Genomic DNA, 16,590 nt, shown 5'->3' with positions numbered 1-16,590 from the left:
AGGGAGCAAGCCCGAGGCGGTAGCGGCAGCGGCGGTGGCCCAACAGGGCGACGAGAACCGGGGGACACTGACGGTTCCGAATCCGATCGATCGCGGCAAGTCGGCGCCGCCGCCCGCGCGGGCGCCCAACTCCCGGCCGTCACCGGCCGATTTGGCCCAGCACCGGCGGCGGTCCGGAGAACTGCTCCTCGGGCGGGCTGCGTATGGAGTACGCGCAACTCGCGGTCGTCCAGGTGCAGTCCACCAGCGACCAGCAGGACCCCCCTGCGCTATCCGCCGGTCGCGGCCGCGGCCGCGGTGGCCCCTGAGCAGGCCGCCGTGTGGGCCTGTCCCCAGCTGCACTTCAGCGCCCGGCCTGCGGGGGGACCCGTGGCGCGGTCGAACGCGTTGCCGTTTCCTCCAGGCCATGGGGCTGGGTTCCAACTGGAGGCCGACAGCGCCGTCGGCGACCCTGGCGGACGGACGCCGAGGTGCCTCGGTCGGCTCACGGAGAGTACGCCAGGGCGGGGCTGTCGGGAAGGGACTCCCCGGCTCCTCGACTCAACGCCCCTCGCCCAGCAGCCGTGCGATGCCCGCAGGGCTGAAGACGTCCTGGGTGGCCAGGGCGATGCCGCCGTGCAGGCCGGAGCCGCCTTTGAGCTGGGTCGCGGTGATGGTGAGTTTGCGGGTGGCCAGCGGGAGGGCCCGCTGGTACACGGCGGCGCGTACGGCGGAGACGAGGTCGTCGCGCAGTTCGCTCAGCGGACCGGCCAGCACCACGGTGCGCGGGTTGAACATGTGGACCAGCATGGCGACGACCTCGCCGATCTCCGTGGCGGCCTGACGGACGGCGTGCAGGGCGGTCGGGTCGCCGGCGGCGATACGCCGGGCGAGTTCGTGGGTGCCGTGCAGCGGATCCTGGGCGGTCGACTCGGCGATGCCGAGGCCACGCAGTACCGCCCGATGGGAGGCGAGCGCTCCCACGCAGCCGACATTGCCGCAGGCGCACAGGACGTTGCCGCCGCTCACCGCCCGGATGTGGCCGATGTCGCCGGCGGCCCCGTCGGCGCCGCGATACACCTCACTGGTCGTGGTGACGAGACCGGCCCCGATGCCGCTCGCGATCTTGATGCACAGCAGCGGAGCCTCCAGCCGGGCCTGCACGGCCTCTCCCAGCGCCATCAGGTTGACGTCGTTGTCCACCACGACGGGCGCGTCGAACCGCTCCCGTAGGTACTCGGCGACGGGAAAGCCGTCCCAGCCGGGCATGCCCGTAGGCTGCACCGCGCATCCCTGCTGGAAGTCCACCGGACCGGGCAGGCCGACGACCATCTCGCGCACCCGGCCGGGAGCACGACGGTGCCTGTCCAGCAGGCGCCGCAGCTGTTCGGCCACCGCGTCCAGCACCACTCGCGGTCCCGCGTCGATCCGGACGTGCACCGTCTCCTGCGCGATCACCCGACGGGTCAGATCGGCGAGGGCCACCTGCGACTCCGCGGTGTCGATGTCCACGACGACCACGGTCCCGGCCTCCGGGCTGATCGTCAGCACACGCGGGGGTCGGCCCCGCACCGACCGTCTGGACTCGACCTCCTCCAGAATCCCGGTGCCGACGAGATGGTCGACCTGCTGGCCCACGGTCGACCGGGCCAGGCCACTGCGCCGCGCGATCTCGGCGCGGTTGGTCGCCGCACCCGAGACCACGAGCCCCAGGACTCGGCGCAGCGCCAGAGACACGGACGTGGGCTCGATCTCCTCGTCGGCGTCGCCGTCATCTTTATGCATTTGAGTGAACTTAATGGTGCCTGTTGCGCCCGTCAATAGAGTCCTCGCCGCGGCGAGGATGTCGTTTTCAAGCGGATAAGTTTCCCGAGATAGAGCGCCTTTTAGGCCTGAAAGAAAATTAAATTAGTCCTCTTGTGCTGTGTTGGCGAACTAAACGATGGTGTTGCGCAACGCGGCGTTCAGACCGCGGTCGGTCGCTCGACGACGACGGAGGTGCAGAGGTGAACGGCTTGATTCGCGCAGTGGTGGTCGGGGCCGGAATGATCGGCACCGTCCACGCCCGGGCCATCCGCGCCGCTGGCGGCTGTGTGGCCGGAGTGGTCGCTTCGACCCCCGAGCGCAGCGCGAAGGTCGCCGACGAGTGGGCGGTGCCCGCCCGCTACCCCGACCTCTCGGCGGCGCTCGCCGACGACAGCGTCACGGTCGTTCACGTGTGCACCCCGAACGCACTGCACGTGTGGCAGGCGGAGGCGGCCCTGCGCGCCGGGAAGCACGTGATCTGCGAGAAGCCGCTCGCCACGTCCGCCGCCGACGCCGAGCGCCTGACCCGGCTGGCACGTGAGTCGGGACTGCTGCTCGCTGTCCCCTTCGTCTACCGCTACCACCCGCTCGTCCGGGAGATCCGCGACCGTCGGCTGCGCGGCGAGTTCGGGGCGTGGCAGCTCATCCACGGCAGCTATCTGCAGGACTGGATGCTCTCGGCCGATGCCATGTCCTGGCGGGTCGACCCGGTGGACGGCGGACCGTCGAGGGCGTTCGCGGACATCGGCTCGCACTGGTGCGACCTGGTCGAATGGGTCGCCGGAGTCCGCTTCACCGAGCTGTCCGCGAGGCTCGGCACCACGGTCGCCACCCGCCCCGCCGGCACCGGCGTGAGTTTCTCCAACGGTGCCGGGGGCCCGCGGGTCCCGGTGCGCACGGAGGACGTGGCGACCGTGCTGCTGCGCACCGACGAGGGTGTCCTCGGCACGCTGACGGTGTCCCAGGTGTCGGCCGGCCGCAAGAACCGGCTGTGGTTCGAGCTCGACGGCTCCGCGGGCAGCGCGGTCTTCGACCAGGAGAACCCCGAGACCGCGTGGCTCGGCGCCCCCGACGGAGCGCGCGTCCTCGTACGCGACCCCGGCCACGGCTCGGCCGAGCAGCGCCGCCTCTCCCAACTGCCCGCCGGTCACGCGCAGGGCTACGGCGACTGCTTCGCCGCCTTCGTCGCCGACGCCTACGCGGCGATCAGCGGAGCGACGCCCGAGGGCCTGCCCACCGGTGAGGACGGCGTCCGCTCGGCCCGCATCGTCGAAGCCGTGCTGGCCTCCGCCGCCTCGCTCACCTGGACCGACATCGCTTCCGCCCCCGCAGCCCTGGAGGCCTCCGTATGAAACTCGGCATGCTCACCGCCTGTCTGCCCCGGCTCTCTCTCGCCGAGATCGCCGCCTGGGCGAGCGAGGCCGGCTACGAGGCCCTGGAGGTCGCCGCCTGGCCGGATACCGGCGGCCGGGACTTCGAGGCGGCCCACCTCCCGGTGGCCGGCTTCGACGACCGTGCGGCCGACGGGACACGGGCCCTGATGGAGCGTCACGGCCTCGACATCTCCGCCCTCGCCTACTACGAGAACAACCTCCACCCCGACCCGGAGCGCCGGGCCGCGATCCACGCCCATCTCAAGGCGGTCGTGGACACGGCGGCGGCCCTGGACATCCCGTACGTCGGCACGTTCGTGGGCCGGGACTGGAACCGCCCGGTCGCCGCGAACCTGGAGGAGGCCGACAAGGTCTTCCCCGAGCTGGTCGACTACGCGGGCGAGCGCGGCGTGAAGATCATCATCGAGAACTGCGTGATGGAGGGCTGGCATCCCGACGGCTACCCGGGCAACCTCGCCTACTCGCCCGAGCTGTGGGAGTGGATGTTCTCCCTCGGCCTGTACCTCAACTGGGACCCCTCGCACCTGACCTGGATCGGCATCGACCCGGTCACGACCATCACGCCCCACGCCGACCGCATCGTCCACGCCCAGGCCAAGGACCTCCAGATCCTGCCCGGCGCCGTCGACCACTACGGCTTCTTCGGCAAGGCGGTCCGGCGCGACGACCCCTGGGACACCGGCTGGTGGCGCTACCGCGTCCCGGGCCGCGGCCAGGTCGACTGGAACGCCGTCGTGGACGCCCTGTACGAGAACGGCTTCACCGGCACCCTCTCCGTCGAGCACGAGGACCCCGTGTGGAGCGGCACCGAGGAGAAGGTCAAGACCGGCCTGGAGATCGCGCACCGGACCCTGCGCCCCCTCGTCATCACCTGACACCACCTCAACCCCCTATGGATTGCGGGAGATTCATGGCTCAGCAGCAAGCACGGCACCGCATCGGGATCCTGGGCGCCGGCAACATCTTCGGCCGCTATGTCGAGGGCCTGCGCACCTTCCCGGAGCTCGAGGTGGTCCGTGTGGCCGACGTCGACACGGCCCGCGCCCGGCAGGCCGCGGGAGAGTACGGCATAGCGGCCTGGGGCGACGGCGACGAACTCCTCGCGGACGACTCCGTCGAGATCGTCGTCAACATCACTCCGCCGCAGTTCCACGCCAAGACCGTCATCGCCGCGCTGGAGGCGGGCAAGCACGTCTACGTGGAGAAGCCGCTCGCGGCCACGGTCGCCGAGGCCCGCGAGGTCCTCGACGCCGCCGCGAGCAGCACGGCGCTGCTGGGGTCGGCCCCTGACACCTTCCTCGGCAGCGCCGTGCAGACCGCCCGGCACGCGCTCGACGCCGGCCTGATCGGCGACGCCGTCGGCGCCACCGCCTTCGTACGCTCCAGCCGCTCCGAGACCTGGCACCCGGACCCGCGCGCCTTCTACGGCCCCGGCGGCGGCCCCGTCCTCGACATGGGCCCCTACTACCTGGCCGCGCTCGTCAACTGCCTCGGCCCGGTCGCCCAGGTGGCCGCCGCCACCCGCGTCGGCGCCCCCACCCGCAAGGTCACCAGCCCCGGTCGCGTGGTCGACGAGATCACGGTCCAGGTCTCCACCCACGCCTCGGCCACCCTCACGTTCGCCTCCGGCGCCCTCGCCACCACCCTGATGAGCTTCGACGTCTGGGACACCGAGCTCCCGCGCATCGAGATCTACGGCACCGAGGGCACCCTCGCGCTGCCCAACCCCAACTTCTTCGACGGCGACGTACGCCTCAAGCGCCACGGGGACGCGGAGTGGCAGGTGCTCACCCCGGTCACCGAGCTCTTCGGCGCCGTGGACACCCCCGAGCAGCACCGCCGGGGCCTCGGCGTACGGGACCTCGCCGGGGCGATCGAGGGCGGGCCGCACCGCACGAACCCGCAGTTCGCCTTCCACACCCTGGACGTGCTGACGAGCTTCGAGACCTCCCAGCGGGAGAACCGATTCGTCGCCCTGGAGAGCAGCTGCGCACGCCCCGAGCCGCGCCCCGCGGCCGCACACGTCGCCCCCTTCACCCCCATCGCCCACTGAGAGGACCGCACACCATGGAGATCAGGCAGGACCGCCTGGCCATCAACCCCCTGCAGTGGGTCGCGAGCGCCGACGGCTGGATCGACCCCACGCTCGCCCCGCCGCTCGACGAGCAGCTGACCGTCATCGGCGACGCGGGGATCAAGGCCCTGCACAGCTCCGTGCCCGGCGACATGACACCGAAGCAGTACGTGGCCCGGCTCGCCGAGTACGGCATCAGCCCCGCGCCCGGCTACATCCCCGTCCGCCTCACCGACGACGCGGCCGAGCGGCAGAACTATCGGGACACGGCGGCACGGGTCGCCGAGCAGCACGCGGAGCTCGGCGTGCCCACCGTCTTCCTCGCCATGGGGATGGCGAAGGACGCCGAGCGCGTGACCCGTCCCGCGGTCGGCCACCTCGCCGACCCGGGCCGTCTGGAGCGCGTACGGGACCTGCTGGCCGAGACCGCCGGCATCATCCGGGCCCAGGGCATCACCCCCGCCTTCCATCCACACGTCGGCACCTGGGCGGAGACCGAGCAGGAGACCCGGTTCGTCCTCGACACCGTCGACGCCTCCGTCCTCGCCTTCGGACCGGACCTGGGCCACCTGGCCTGGGCGGGTGCGGACGCCGTACAGCTCGTGCGCGACTACGCGGACCGCGTCGCGAGCGTCCACGTCAAGGACCTGGACCGGGGCCTCGCCGCACGGGCCAGGGAAGCGGGCTGGGACTACCGCAAGACGGTCCTGGCGGGACTGTGGTCGGAACCGGGCTACGGAAACGCCGACATCGAGGGCTTCGTCGGCGCGCTGCCCGACGACTTCGACGGCTGGCTGATCGTCGAGGTCGACCGGGGCGCCCGGTCGACCCCGGAGGAGAGCGTGCGGGTCTGCGGGGAGTGGGCCGCACGGCAGGCGCGGCGATGACCTGCTTACGCGGAGCAGGAGCGGTACCGGCCGTACCCGGCCGGCAGCAGGACGACCCGGGGGACAAACGGGAGCCGAAGGAATGAGACAGGTGGAGAGAACATGCGCAAAACAGTGGCGTTCGTCGGAGCCGGACTTCTGACAGCGACGGTCGCGGCCTGCGGTGGCGGAAGCCAGGCCGCCGGCGGCGACAAGACCCTCACCCTCGCCGAGTCGGTCACGGCGACGCCGTGGGACCTGGCCAAGGCGAGCATGGGACCCGAGTCCCAGTACTACCAGCCGGTGTACGACACCCTGATCCGGCTGAACACCAAAGGGGAACCCACCCCCAACCTGGCCACCTCCTGGTCGTACGACAAGCCCCAGACGACCCTGACGCTGAAGCTGCGCGAGGGCGTGAGGTTCACCGACGGCACCGCCCTCGACGCGGACGCGGTGCGCCGGAACCTGCTCCACACCAAGAGCGGCACGGCCAGCGCCGCCGGCGAGATCCAGGACATCACCGGCGTCGACGTCGTCGACACCCACACCGTGGCCGTCAAGCTCAGCCACCCCACCGCGGCCCTGCTGCCCGCACTGGGCCAGGTCTCCGGCATGATGGCCAGCCCCAAGTCCCTGGAGGACCCCAAGGCCCCCGTCGGCTCCGGCCCGTACAAGCTGGACGCCTCGGCCACCACCTCCGGGCAGACGTACACCTACACGCGCAACCCCGGCTACTGGAACGCCAAGGCCTTCCCCTACGACAAGATCGTCATCAAGTACCTGGCCGACCCCACCGCACGCACCAACGCCCTGCTGTCCGGCCAGCTCGACGGCGCCACCCTCAACCTCAACCGGGTCAAGACCGTCAAGGGCCGGGGCCTGAACGTCGTCACGTACCAGCCCGGTGACGTCGAGGGCCTCTACATCTGGGACCGCGCCGGCAAGAAGGTACCCGCCCTCGGCAAGCTGAAGGTCCGTCAGGCGCTGAACTACGCCTTCGACAAGCAGGCCATCATCAAGTCGGCCAAGACCGGCCTGGGCACCCCCACCACGCAGGTGTTCGCCAAGGGCGAGGACGGCTACAAGGCCGCGCTGAACGACACGTACTCCTACGACCCGGCGAAGGCGAAGAAGCTGCTGGCGGAGGCCGGTTACCCGAACGGCTTCCCGGTCACCGTCCCCGACCTGTCCGCGATCTTCCCGCAGGAGCAGGCCGCGCTCACCCAGTCCCTCAAGGACATCGGCATCAAGGTGAAGCTGGACAACGTGCCCAGCGACCAGATCTTCAGCGCGATCCTGTCCGGCAAGTACGCGATGTCGTACTTCAAGCTGGGCGCGGCCACGGCCTGGGACAAGGTGCAGCTGGAGCTGACGAAGAAGTCGACCTGGAACCCGTTCAAGTACGACGACCCGAAGGCCGACGACCTCATCACGCGCATCGGCGAGGCGACCGGGGCCGAGCGCGAGACGCTCTTCGAGGAGCTCAACACCTACGTCGTCGACCAGGCCTGGAACGCCCCCTGGAGCGTCATCGCCAACGCGTACGCCACCGCCAAGGACGTCAAGGTCACGCCGCAGCCCGGCTCCCAGTACCCGCCGATCTACAACTACGCGCCGGCGACATAGCCGCCGGCCCTTTCCGGCACGCGGAAGGAGGAACTGACCGTGCTCGTCTTCTTGTTCCGGCGCATCGCCGCCGGTGCCGTTCTGGTGGTCGTCGTGGCCACCGCGACGTTCCTGCTGCTCAGCCTCACGGGCACCGATGTCGCCCGCAACGTCCTGGGCGAGACGGCCTCGCGGTCCGCGGTGGCCGCCAAGAGCCACGAACTCGGCCTGGACCAGCCCCTGGTGGAGCGCTACTGGCACTGGGCCAGTCAGGCCGTGCAGGGCGACCTGGGCAGTTCGTGGTTCACCGGTGACTCGGTGAACCAGTCCCTGACGGACACGCTGCCGGTGACCCTCTCCGTCGTGCTCGCCGGAATGCTCGTCGCGGCGGTGCTCAGCGTGCTGCTGGGCACCGCGGCGGCGCTGCGCGGCGGCTGGGTGGACCGTCTCGTGCAGTTCACGGCGGTGCTCGGCACCGCCGTGCCCAGCTTCCTGATCGCCCTGGTCCTCGCCGTCACCCTGGCCGTCAAGCTGGAGTGGCTGCCCGCCACCGGGTACGTGGACCTCGGCACCTCCGGCACCAGCTGGCTGCGCTCGATCACCCTGCCCGCCCTGTCCCTGGCCGTCGCCGCGACCGCGGCCACCGCGATGCAGGTGCGCGGCGCCCTGATCGACATCCTGCGCGCCGATTTCGTCCGCACCCTGCGCAGCCGCGGACTGTCCACCCGCAGCGTCGTCTTCAAGCACGCCCTGCGCAACGCCGCCCCGCCCGCCCTGACCGTGCTGGCGCTCCAGTTCATCGGCCTGATCGGCGGCGCGGTCGTCGTGGAGAAGGTGTTCGGCCTGCCCGGCATCGGCACCCTCGCCAACTCGGCCGCCGTACGCGGGGACGCGCCCGTGCTGCTCGGCACGGTCGTCGTCACCGTCGCCATCGTCGTCGCCGTCAACCTGCTGCTGGACATCGCGTACGGCTGGCTCAACCCGAAGGTGCGTGTGTCATGACCGAGGCTCCCGTGGCGGTCCGACGGGACAGCCTCCTGCGCCGCACGCTGCGCGACCCGCTGGCCGTCGGCTGCCTGGTCGTCCTGGCCCTGGTGATCGTCGCGAGCCTCGCGGCCCCCCTGCTCACCGACCACGCCCCTGACCGCAGCGTCCTCGCGGACACCCTCGCGCCCCTGTCGGGCAGCCACCCCCTCGGCGGCGACGGCGTCGGCCGGGACGTCCTGTCCAGGCTGCTGTACGGCGGCCGCACCAGCCTGGTCGGCGGCACCCTCGCCGTCCTCGTCGCCTTCGCGGTCGGCGGTCCGCTCGGCCTGGTCAGCGGCTTCTACCGGGGCTGGTTCGACGCGGTGGCCGGCTGGATCGTCAACGTCATCATGGCGATCCCGGCGATCATCGTGATGCTCGTGGTCATGGCGGCCGTCTCGCAGGACCTCAACGTCGCCATGGTCGTCCTTGGGGTGATCATGGCCCCGATGGTCTTCCGCCTCATCCGCGCCTCGGTGCTCGCGGTCCGCGAGGAGCTGTACGTCGACGCCGCCCGCGTCTCCGGACTCGGCGACGCCCGCATCATGCGCCGGCACATCCTGCCCGTGGTGATCGCGCCGTCCGTCATCCAGGCCACGCAGGTATTCGCCGTGGCGATCGGCATCCAGGCGGGTCTCGCCTTCCTCGGCCTGGGGAAGGCCTCCCAGGCCAGCTGGGGCGCGATGCTGAACGACGCCTTCACCAACATCTACAACGCGCCCCTCCTGCTGCTGTGGCCGGGCGCCGCGATGGGCCTGACCATCCTCACCTCCAGCCTGCTTGGCAACGCGGTGCGCGACGCGCTGGGGACGGCCGCGCCCCAGGTGGCCAAACGGCGCAAACCGGTGCCGCGCAAGGCCACGACGGCTTCCCGGCCCGCCGCCCCGGACCGGCTCCTCACCGTGGAGGGACTGCGCGTCACCTACGGCGAGAAGACGGTCGTCGACGGGGTGAGCGTCACCGTGGCCTGCGGCGAAGTCCTGGGCCTGGTGGGCGAGTCCGGCTCCGGCAAGAGCCAGACCGCGTTCTCCGTCCTCGGCCTGCTGCCGAACGAGGCCGAGGTGACGGCCGACCAACTGGTCTTCGACGGCAAGGAGTTGCTGAGCCTGGACCTCGCCGCCCTCAACGCCCTGCGCGGGCGCGGCATCGGCTACATCCCCCAGGAGCCGATGTCCAACCTCGACCCCTGCTTCCGTATCGGCGCCCAGCTCGTGGAGCCGATGCGCAAACACCTGGGGCTGTCCCGGGCCGAGGCGCGCACCAAGGCGCTCCAGCTCCTCGCGCGGGTCGGCATCCCGGATCCGGAGCGCGTGTTCAGGTCGTATCCGCACCAGATCTCCGGCGGCATGGCCCAGCGCGTCCTGATCGCGGGCGCCGTGTCCTGCGATCCGCGGCTGCTGATCGCCGACGAGCCGACGACCGCGCTCGACGTCACCGTGCAGGCGGAGGTGCTGGACCTGATGCGCTCGCTCCAACAGGAGCGCGACATGGGGATGATCCTCGTCACCCACGACTTCGGTGTGGTGGCCGACATCTGCGACCGGGTCGCGGTCATGCAGCAGGGGCGCATCGTGGAGACCGCCCCGGCCCGCCGGATCTTCGCGGCGCCCGAGCACCCGTACACGCGGATGCTCCTCGACTCGACGCTCGAAGGCGGGCCCGCACGCGGCGAACCGCGCGTGGCCGGCACGCCCCTCAAGGAGGCGACATCATGACCGCGCCGATCACCGCGGCCGCTCCGCTCCTCGAACTCGACGACGTCGTCGTGGAGTATCCGGGCAAGGGCCGCGGCAAGAAGCCCTTCCGTGTCCTGCACGGCGTCTCCCTGTCCATCGCGCCCGGCGAGACGCTCGGCCTGGTCGGCGAGTCCGGCTCGGGCAAGACGACACTGGGCCGGGCCGTCCTCGGTCTCGCACCCGTCACCGGCGGTGAGATCCGGTACGCGGGGTGGCCCGTCTCCGGGCTCGGCAAGCGGGAGCGGCGCGCCCTCAGCAAGGACATCCAGGTCGTCTTCCAGGACCCGTTCACCTCCCTGAACCCGGCCATGACGGTGATGGACATCCTCACCGAGCCGCTGCTCGTCACCGGCGTCGCCCGTGCCGACGCCGAGGCCCGGGTGCAGAAACTGCTCGACCACGTCCACCTTCCGCAGGACGCGGCCGGCCGGCTGCCCCGGGAGTTCTCCGGCGGCCAGCGCCAGCGCATCGCCATCGCCCGCGCCCTGTGCCGCGAACCCAGGCTGATCGTCTGCGACGAACCGGTCAGCGCCCTCGACCTGACGACCCAGGCCCGGGTGCTCGACCTGTTCATCGAGATCCAGGAGGCGACCGGGGTGGCGTACCTCTTCGTCACCCACGACCTGTCCGTCGTCCGGCACATCAGCCACCGGGTGGCCGTGCTCTACCGCGGCGACATCGTGGAGACGGGAGACGCCGCGCAGGTCACGGAACGGCCCGAACACCCCTACACGAAGCGGCTGTTGCTCGCCGCACCGGTGCCCGACCCCGAGCGGCAGGCCGCGCGGCGCGCCGAACGGCTCAAGCTGGCGGCGTCATGAGCGGGGTGACCGCCGACGTCGTGGGCACCCTCACCCACTACCTCGCCCTCTGCGACGTACCCGCCGACGCGGAGGGCGAGTTGGGCGACCTCTTCACCGCGGACGCGGTCTGGGAGGGCGGCGGAAGCGCGTACGCCCGGAAGTTCGGCCGCGCCGAGGGCCGGGAGGCGATCGTCGCGATGCTGGCGGAGTATCTGCCGCCCAACCCCCACTTCCGTACGAACGTGCACCTCCTCTTCCCCGGCACCGTCGACGTCACCGTCGAGAACGGTACGGCGCGGGGGAGCTGGCGGATGCAGCAGCTCTCCCGGTACGAGTCGGGGGCCGCCGAGATCATGGCCGCCCGGCTCGACGTGACCTTCCGGCTCGACCCGGACCGGCCCCGTATGTCCTCCTTCCGTACCGAACGACTCTTCACCGCACCGCTGTTGGGGGAGTGATGAACGACCGCACCATGCTCCTGACCTGCTACGCCGACACCCACGACTACGGCTGGCACCACGTCGACCTGTTCGTGCACGACGCGACGGGCCGGGAGGTCAACTGGGTCCACTGGCAGGTCGAGCAGGACGGCCCCGAGGGCGCCGACGCGGCGACCGCCCGCGTCGAACCAGCCCTGCGCCGCACCGGCGACTGGCAGCACGGGGTCAGCGCCGACGGCAGCGAGTACTGGACCGCGCGGGCGTCCTGGGGCGACTGAGATGTGCGTCGTGTACATCGTCGACGACGACGAGGAGCTGAGCGAATCGCTCGCCTGGCTCCTCGACTCGGTCGGCATCCCCTCGCAGCGCTTCAGCGACGCCGGGGCCTTCCTGCACTCCTACGACCGCGACCGGCCCGCCTGTCTCGTCCTCGACGTCCGCATGCCCGAGCTCAGCGGCTTCGGCGTCCAGGAACTGCTGAACGAGACCGGGGCGCCGCTGCCGGTCGTCTTCGTCTCCGCGCACGGCGACATCCGGATGTCCGTGCGCGCCCTGCAGAACGGCGCCGTCGACTTCCTGGAGAAGCCGTACGACCCCCAGCACCTGCTCGACGTCGTGCAGGCCGCCCAGCGCACGGCCCGCGAACGCTTCGCACGCCGGGCCGAACAGAGCGAGCTGCGCGCGAAGCTGGGAAGCCTGACCGATCGCGAGCGGGAGGTGCTCGCGCTGTCCGTCGAGGGCGCCGCGAACAAGCAGATCGCCGGCCGGCTCGGCATCAGCGCCAAGACGGTCGACGTCCACCGGGCGCGCATCCGGGAGAAGACCGGCGCGGAGAGCATTGCCGCCCTGGTCCGGGACGTCCTGCGGCTGGACGCGCGGTGACGGCTGGCCACGCCATGGACGCCGCGGACGATCTCGCGCCGTCCGACTTCCGTGCGCTGACCGAGGCGCTGAAGTACTGCGTCCTGCTCCACGACGCCCGCACCTTCGAGATCCTCTGGGCCAACAGCGCCGCCTGCGACCTGCTCGGCTGGTCCGTCGACGAGCTGCGACCGCTGAAGGCGCCGGACATGAGCAAGAACGCCCGCCAGTACAGCCGGGAGCTCGGCCACCGCTGGCTCCGGCACGCCGTCGAGCACGGCACCAGCGCCACCGAGTGGTGCTACCGGTCCCGGAGTGGAGAGGAGATCCTCACCGAGGCGATCGCGATCCGCGTCGAACTGGGCTCCCGGACGGCGGTCATGGTGCAGTTCCGGGACATCGCCGAGGAGAAGGCCGTCCGGCGCGACCTGTTCCGCACCGAGAGCAGACTGCGCACGTTCCTGAGCGGCCTGGCGGAGGGGATCGTCGTCCTCGACGACACCGATCGCGTGCTCTTCGCGAGCGAGTCGGCGGCCCGGCAGCTCGGCGGCGACCTGAACGGGGCGGACTTCACCGGCTACTGCTGCGACGGGCCCGTACCCGAGCGCGAGGGCCGCTACCGCTTCGCCGCGCCGGGCGGCGAGCCCCGCTGGTACGCCGCGACCTGCCAGCACATCGAGATCGAGAGCGACCTGCGCGGCCGGATGCTCCTCTTCTACGACATCACCGACCGGGTCCGCGCCGAGGAGCAGCACCGCCGCGACACCCAGCACCTCGACCACCTGGCCCGCTACAACGCGATGGGCGACATGGCGATGGCCATCGCCCACGAGGTGAGCCAACCGCTGGCGGCGGCGTACAACTTCGTCGAGGGAGCGCGCGGCCGGCTCGGCAACGGCTCCGCCGACGAGTCCGTGGCCTGGGGACTGGACAACGCCGTACGGCAGATCGAGCGTGCCCGGCGCATCCTCGGCAGCCTGCGGCAGTACGTCGGCCGCCTGGAGCAGTCCGCGCAACTGGCCGACCTCAACGAGATCGTCCGCGACTGTGCCTACTTCATCGAACTGCGCGCCCAGGAGCACGCGGTGACCGTCGAGTTCGACCTGACCGCCGAACTGCTGCCGGTGCGCTGCGAGAACGTGCTCATCGGGCAGGTCGTGATGAACCTCGCCTTCAACGCGGTGGACGAGACGGCGCGCCTGCCGGACGCGGAACGCCGGGTGCGGATCACCACCCGGCGCCGCGCGGACGGCCGCGCGGAACTCACCGTCCGTGACCAGGGCCACGGGCCTCCCCCCGACGACCGGATCTTCGACGGCGTCTTCACCTCCAAGGAGAACGGCAGCGGCATCGGCCTCGCCCTCAGCCACCGCATCGTCACCCGCCACGGCGGCCGCATCGACGTTCGCCCGAACCGGCCGCGCGGCGCGGTCTTCCGCTTCGACCTGCCGCTCGCGGACCGGCACACGGGGATGGCAGATCCGTGACGGTCCCGGCGACAGCCGCCGTGGCATCCATCTGCTTCGAACGGAGCTCCCATGACCACCCGGTACGAACACGCCGTCCTCATCGACGGCACCGGAGCCGCCCCCGTGCCCGACGCGGTCCTCGTCGTGGACGACGACGGACTGGTCGCGTACGCGGGGCCGGCCGCCGCCGCGCCCCCGACGCCCACCGCGATGACTGTCGACCTGGCCGGCCGCACCCTGCTCCCCGGCTTCTTCGACTGCCACGTCCACCTGTGCATGACCCCCGGGCGTCCGCTGATCGCGGGCCTCGCCGCCGACCCGACGGTGGAGACCTTCGAGATCGCGGAACGACTGCGCGCCACGCTGGACGCCGGTGTGACGACCGTGCGCGACCTCGGCGGCATACCCGCCGGCTACCGCACCGCGCTCGACCGGCACCTGATCGACGGCCCCCGGCTCCAGGTCGCCGTCAAGGTGATCGGCCACACCGGCGGCCACGCCGACTGCTCGCTACCCGGTGGCATCGACGCCGCCCCGCACCTGGGCGAGATCGCCGACACCGTCGACGAGACACGGATCGCCGCCCGGCGGATGCTGCGCGCGGGAGCGGACGTCGTCAAGGTCTGCGCCACCGGCGGCATGGGCAGCCCGCACGACGACCCCGACGACGAGGGACTGACGTACGACGAGCTGAGAGCCGTCGTCGACGAGGCGGCGCGGCACCGCGGGAAGCCGGTCGCCGCGCACGCCCAGGGCACCGCCGGCATCCGCACCGCCCTGCGGGCCGGTGTCACCAGCATCGAGCACGGCTACGGCCTGACCGACGAGCTGTGCGATCTGGCCCTGGAACAGGGCACGTTCCTCGTCCCCACCCTCTCCACCGTGTTCGCCCCGCTCGATCCCGCGGCGATGGCCGGACACCACTTCCGCAAGAAGAGCCGCTGGTCCGGAATCAGCAAGGAGAACATCGCGCACGCGATCGACCGGGGCGTCCCCATCGCCCTGGGCACGGACGCCGGAGTCGTCCCCCACGGCGGGAATCTGCTCGAACTCTCCTACCTGGTGGAGCTCGGCATGGCACCACTCGAAGCGATCACGGCGGGCACCCTGAATTCCGCCCGCCTCCTCGGCGTCGACGACCGGCTGGGATCCCTCGAAGCGGGAAAAACGGCCGACTTCGTGGTCGTGGACGGCAATCCGCTGCGTGACATCGCCGTATTGGCCCGACCGGAGAACGTGGTCGTGGTCGCGCGGTCGGGAGAAGTCCAAAAGGACCTCATACGGCTGCCCGGATAGGGGAAATCCCCTAGGCGACGCGGTCAAGTCCCAATGGCGGACGCCTGGTTGCCGCGCATAGCGTGATGACACGGCGGGCGGGAGAACCGCCCGGCAATGCGAGGAGATTCCCCGATGACGCAATTCGATCAGTTGCTGGCGGTCGTGGCGGACCGGCGGGCCGAATTCGAGGAGAAGCGGCATGTGCCGCGGGATGTGATCGCCGATTTCAAGCGCGCGGGAATCTACCGGGCCGGCGTTCCGAAGCGATTCGGCGGCGATGCCCTGCCGGCCGCCGAGTTCCTCCGCCTCATCGAGCGGATCTCGGTGGTCGACGGCTCGGCCGGCTGGGTCGCGAGCTTCGGCTGCTCCGGCGTCTACCTGGCCGCGCTTCCCGAGGAGACGCAGGCCCAGCTGTACGCGGACGGCCCCGACGTGGCCTTCGCCGGCGGGCTGTTCCCGGTGCAGCCCGCCGAGCGCGTCGACGGCGGATACCGGATCTCCGGACGCTGGAAGTTCGCCAGCGGCTGCAAGGGCGCGGATGTGCTGGGCGTCGGCATCAAGGCCGGCGAGGACAGGACCGGGCGCCCGCTGACCGCCGTACTGCGGCCCGAGCAGGTGGAGATCGCCGAGAACTGGGACGTCATCGGCCTGCGCGGCACCGGCAGCCACGACCTGGTGGCCGACGGAGCCGTCGTCGCCGAGGAGTGGACATTCGTCCGCGGCGGCAGGCCCACCGTCGACGAACCGCTCTACCGCTATCCCACCGTCCCCTACGCCGCCCAGGTGCTGGCCGTCGTCGGTCTGGGCGTGGCCCGCGCCGCGCTCGACCACGTCATCGCCCAGGGCGGACGCTCCGGCTACACCGGCTCACCCAAGCCCGCCGAGCGTGCCACCTACCGCATCGCGGTGGGGCAGGCCGAGGCCCAACTCCGGTCCGTCCGCGCCTTCTTCTACGAGATCACCGAAGAGGTGTGGGCGACGGTCGAGACCGGCGCCCCCGCGACCGCCGAGCAGGCGAGCCTGCTGCGGCTGGCCTCCGCCCACCTCGCCAAGACCTCCTTCGACGTCGTGCGGGCCGCCTACCAACTCGCCGGCATCCCCGCCATCGCCGACGGCAGCCCCATGCAGCGCTACCTGCGCGACGCGTCGGTCGTGCCGCAGCACGCCTTCCTCCAGGAGGGCATGTACGACGGCGCCGGCGCGGTCCTGACGGGCGTGCAGCCCTTTCCCGGCTACCTCTGAAATCCCGA

The 16,590-nt window shown here is 71.3% G+C and carries 15 protein-coding genes; 14 read left to right on the top strand and 1 reads right to left on the bottom strand.

The genetic code is table 11. The features are described from left to right. Nucleotides 1–540: 540 nt before the first annotated feature. Nucleotides 541–1,764 (bottom strand): ROK family protein, encoded by a 1,224-nt coding sequence (locus AC5DRG_RS04440; RefSeq protein WP_491808201.1) that lies wholly within the window; start codon nt 1,762–1,764, stop codon nt 541–543. A 221-nt stretch (nt 1,765–1,985) separates the two neighbouring features. On the opposite strand from AC5DRG_RS04440, the gene AC5DRG_RS04435 reads away from it, so the two are divergent. The 14 genes from AC5DRG_RS04435 to AC5DRG_RS04370 all read left to right on the top strand — a co-directional run bounded on the left by AC5DRG_RS04435 (nt 1,986) and on the right by AC5DRG_RS04370 (nt 16,582). Beyond that, nucleotides 1,986–3,137 carry a Gfo/Idh/MocA family protein gene (locus tag AC5DRG_RS04435; RefSeq protein ID WP_491808200.1) on the top strand — a complete coding sequence of 384 codons (1,152 nt, stop codon included), beginning with the start codon at nt 1,986–1,988 and terminating at the stop codon, nt 3,135–3,137. Beyond that, entirely contained in the window at nt 3,134–4,054 is a 921-nt protein-coding gene (locus AC5DRG_RS04430) for a sugar phosphate isomerase/epimerase family protein (protein WP_491808199.1), read from the top strand. Before AC5DRG_RS04435 ends, AC5DRG_RS04430 begins: the two co-directional genes overlap by 4 nt. Before the next feature lie 35 nt (nt 4,055–4,089). Next, nucleotides 4,090–5,232 carry a Gfo/Idh/MocA family protein gene (locus AC5DRG_RS04425; RefSeq protein ID WP_491808197.1) on the top strand — a complete coding sequence of 381 codons (1,143 nt, stop codon included), beginning with the start codon at nt 4,090–4,092 and terminating at the stop codon, nt 5,230–5,232. A gap of 14 nt (nt 5,233–5,246) precedes the next feature. Next, entirely contained in the window at nt 5,247–6,140 is an 894-nt protein-coding gene (locus AC5DRG_RS04420) for a sugar phosphate isomerase/epimerase family protein (protein ID WP_491808196.1), read from the top strand. A gap of 102 nt (nt 6,141–6,242) precedes the next feature. Continuing rightward, nucleotides 6,243–7,748 (top strand): ABC transporter substrate-binding protein, encoded by a 1,506-nt coding sequence (locus tag AC5DRG_RS04415; RefSeq protein WP_491808195.1) that lies wholly within the window; start codon nt 6,243–6,245, stop codon nt 7,746–7,748. 39 nt (nt 7,749–7,787) lie between these two features. Beyond that, nucleotides 7,788–8,729: an ABC transporter permease gene (locus AC5DRG_RS04410; protein WP_491808194.1), complete on the top strand. Its 942-nt coding sequence runs from the start codon at nt 7,788–7,790 to the stop codon at nt 8,727–8,729. Continuing rightward, a complete protein-coding gene (locus AC5DRG_RS04405; RefSeq protein ID WP_491808192.1) occupies nt 8,726–10,468 on the top strand; it encodes a dipeptide/oligopeptide/nickel ABC transporter permease/ATP-binding protein in 1,743 nt (580 codons plus the stop codon). Before AC5DRG_RS04410 ends, AC5DRG_RS04405 begins: the two co-directional genes overlap by 4 nt. Next, nucleotides 10,465–11,310, top strand: a complete 846-nt coding sequence (locus AC5DRG_RS04400) for an ATP-binding cassette domain-containing protein (RefSeq protein ID WP_491808190.1) — start codon at nt 10,465–10,467, stop codon at nt 11,308–11,310. Before AC5DRG_RS04405 ends, AC5DRG_RS04400 begins: the two co-directional genes overlap by 4 nt. Beyond that, entirely contained in the window at nt 11,307–11,750 is a 444-nt protein-coding gene (locus tag AC5DRG_RS04395; RefSeq protein WP_491808189.1) for a nuclear transport factor 2 family protein, read from the top strand. Before AC5DRG_RS04400 ends, AC5DRG_RS04395 begins: the two co-directional genes overlap by 4 nt. Then, complete coding sequence (locus tag AC5DRG_RS04390) at nt 11,750–12,010, top strand: hypothetical protein (protein ID WP_491808188.1); 261 nt, start codon at nt 11,750–11,752, stop codon at nt 12,008–12,010. Before AC5DRG_RS04395 ends, AC5DRG_RS04390 begins: the two co-directional genes overlap by 1 nt. Nucleotide 12,011: 1 nt before the next feature. Next, nucleotides 12,012–12,614, top strand: coding sequence for a response regulator transcription factor (locus AC5DRG_RS04385; RefSeq protein ID WP_491808187.1), 603 nt, complete (start codon nt 12,012–12,014; stop codon nt 12,612–12,614). After that, entirely contained in the window at nt 12,611–14,080 is a 1,470-nt protein-coding gene (locus AC5DRG_RS04380; protein WP_491808185.1) for an ATP-binding protein, read from the top strand. Before AC5DRG_RS04385 ends, AC5DRG_RS04380 begins: the two co-directional genes overlap by 4 nt. Nucleotides 14,081–14,131: 51 nt before the next feature. Continuing rightward, the gene (locus AC5DRG_RS04375) at nt 14,132–15,358 is read left to right on the top strand and encodes a metal-dependent hydrolase family protein (protein WP_491808184.1); all 1,227 of its coding nucleotides are present in this window, start codon (nt 14,132–14,134) and stop codon (nt 15,356–15,358) included. Nucleotides 15,359–15,472: 114 nt separating this feature from the next. Next, nucleotides 15,473–16,582 (top strand): acyl-CoA dehydrogenase family protein, encoded by a 1,110-nt coding sequence (locus tag AC5DRG_RS04370; protein ID WP_491808182.1) that lies wholly within the window; start codon nt 15,473–15,475, stop codon nt 16,580–16,582. Nucleotides 16,583–16,590 lie beyond the last annotated feature (8 nt).

The organism is Streptomyces sp. JLBG701 (assembly GCF_058544905.1).
The sequence above is the reverse complement of the archived record's forward strand: the minus strand, read 5'-3'. Positions and strand labels throughout refer to the sequence as shown.

Coding starts and splice junctions, on each gene's coding strand:
- AC5DRG_RS04440 (WP_491808201.1), bottom strand. CDS start 1,764: ATGCATAAAGATGACGGCGACGCCGACGAGGAGATCGAGCCCACGTCC.
- AC5DRG_RS04430 (WP_491808199.1), top strand. CDS start 3,134: ATGAAACTCGGCATGCTCACCGCCTGTCTGCCCCGGCTCTCTCTCGCC.
- AC5DRG_RS04425 (WP_491808197.1), top strand. CDS start 4,090: ATGGCTCAGCAGCAAGCACGGCACCGCATCGGGATCCTGGGCGCCGGC.
- AC5DRG_RS04420 (WP_491808196.1), top strand. CDS start 5,247: ATGGAGATCAGGCAGGACCGCCTGGCCATCAACCCCCTGCAGTGGGTC.
- AC5DRG_RS04415 (WP_491808195.1), top strand. CDS start 6,243: ATGCGCAAAACAGTGGCGTTCGTCGGAGCCGGACTTCTGACAGCGACG.
- AC5DRG_RS04405 (WP_491808192.1), top strand. CDS start 8,726: ATGACCGAGGCTCCCGTGGCGGTCCGACGGGACAGCCTCCTGCGCCGC.
- AC5DRG_RS04400 (WP_491808190.1), top strand. CDS start 10,465: ATGACCGCGCCGATCACCGCGGCCGCTCCGCTCCTCGAACTCGACGAC.
- AC5DRG_RS04395 (WP_491808189.1), top strand. CDS start 11,307: ATGAGCGGGGTGACCGCCGACGTCGTGGGCACCCTCACCCACTACCTC.
- AC5DRG_RS04390 (WP_491808188.1), top strand. CDS start 11,750: ATGAACGACCGCACCATGCTCCTGACCTGCTACGCCGACACCCACGAC.
- AC5DRG_RS04385 (WP_491808187.1), top strand. CDS start 12,012: ATGTGCGTCGTGTACATCGTCGACGACGACGAGGAGCTGAGCGAATCG.
- AC5DRG_RS04375 (WP_491808184.1), top strand. CDS start 14,132: ATGACCACCCGGTACGAACACGCCGTCCTCATCGACGGCACCGGAGCC.
- AC5DRG_RS04370 (WP_491808182.1), top strand. CDS start 15,473: ATGACGCAATTCGATCAGTTGCTGGCGGTCGTGGCGGACCGGCGGGCC.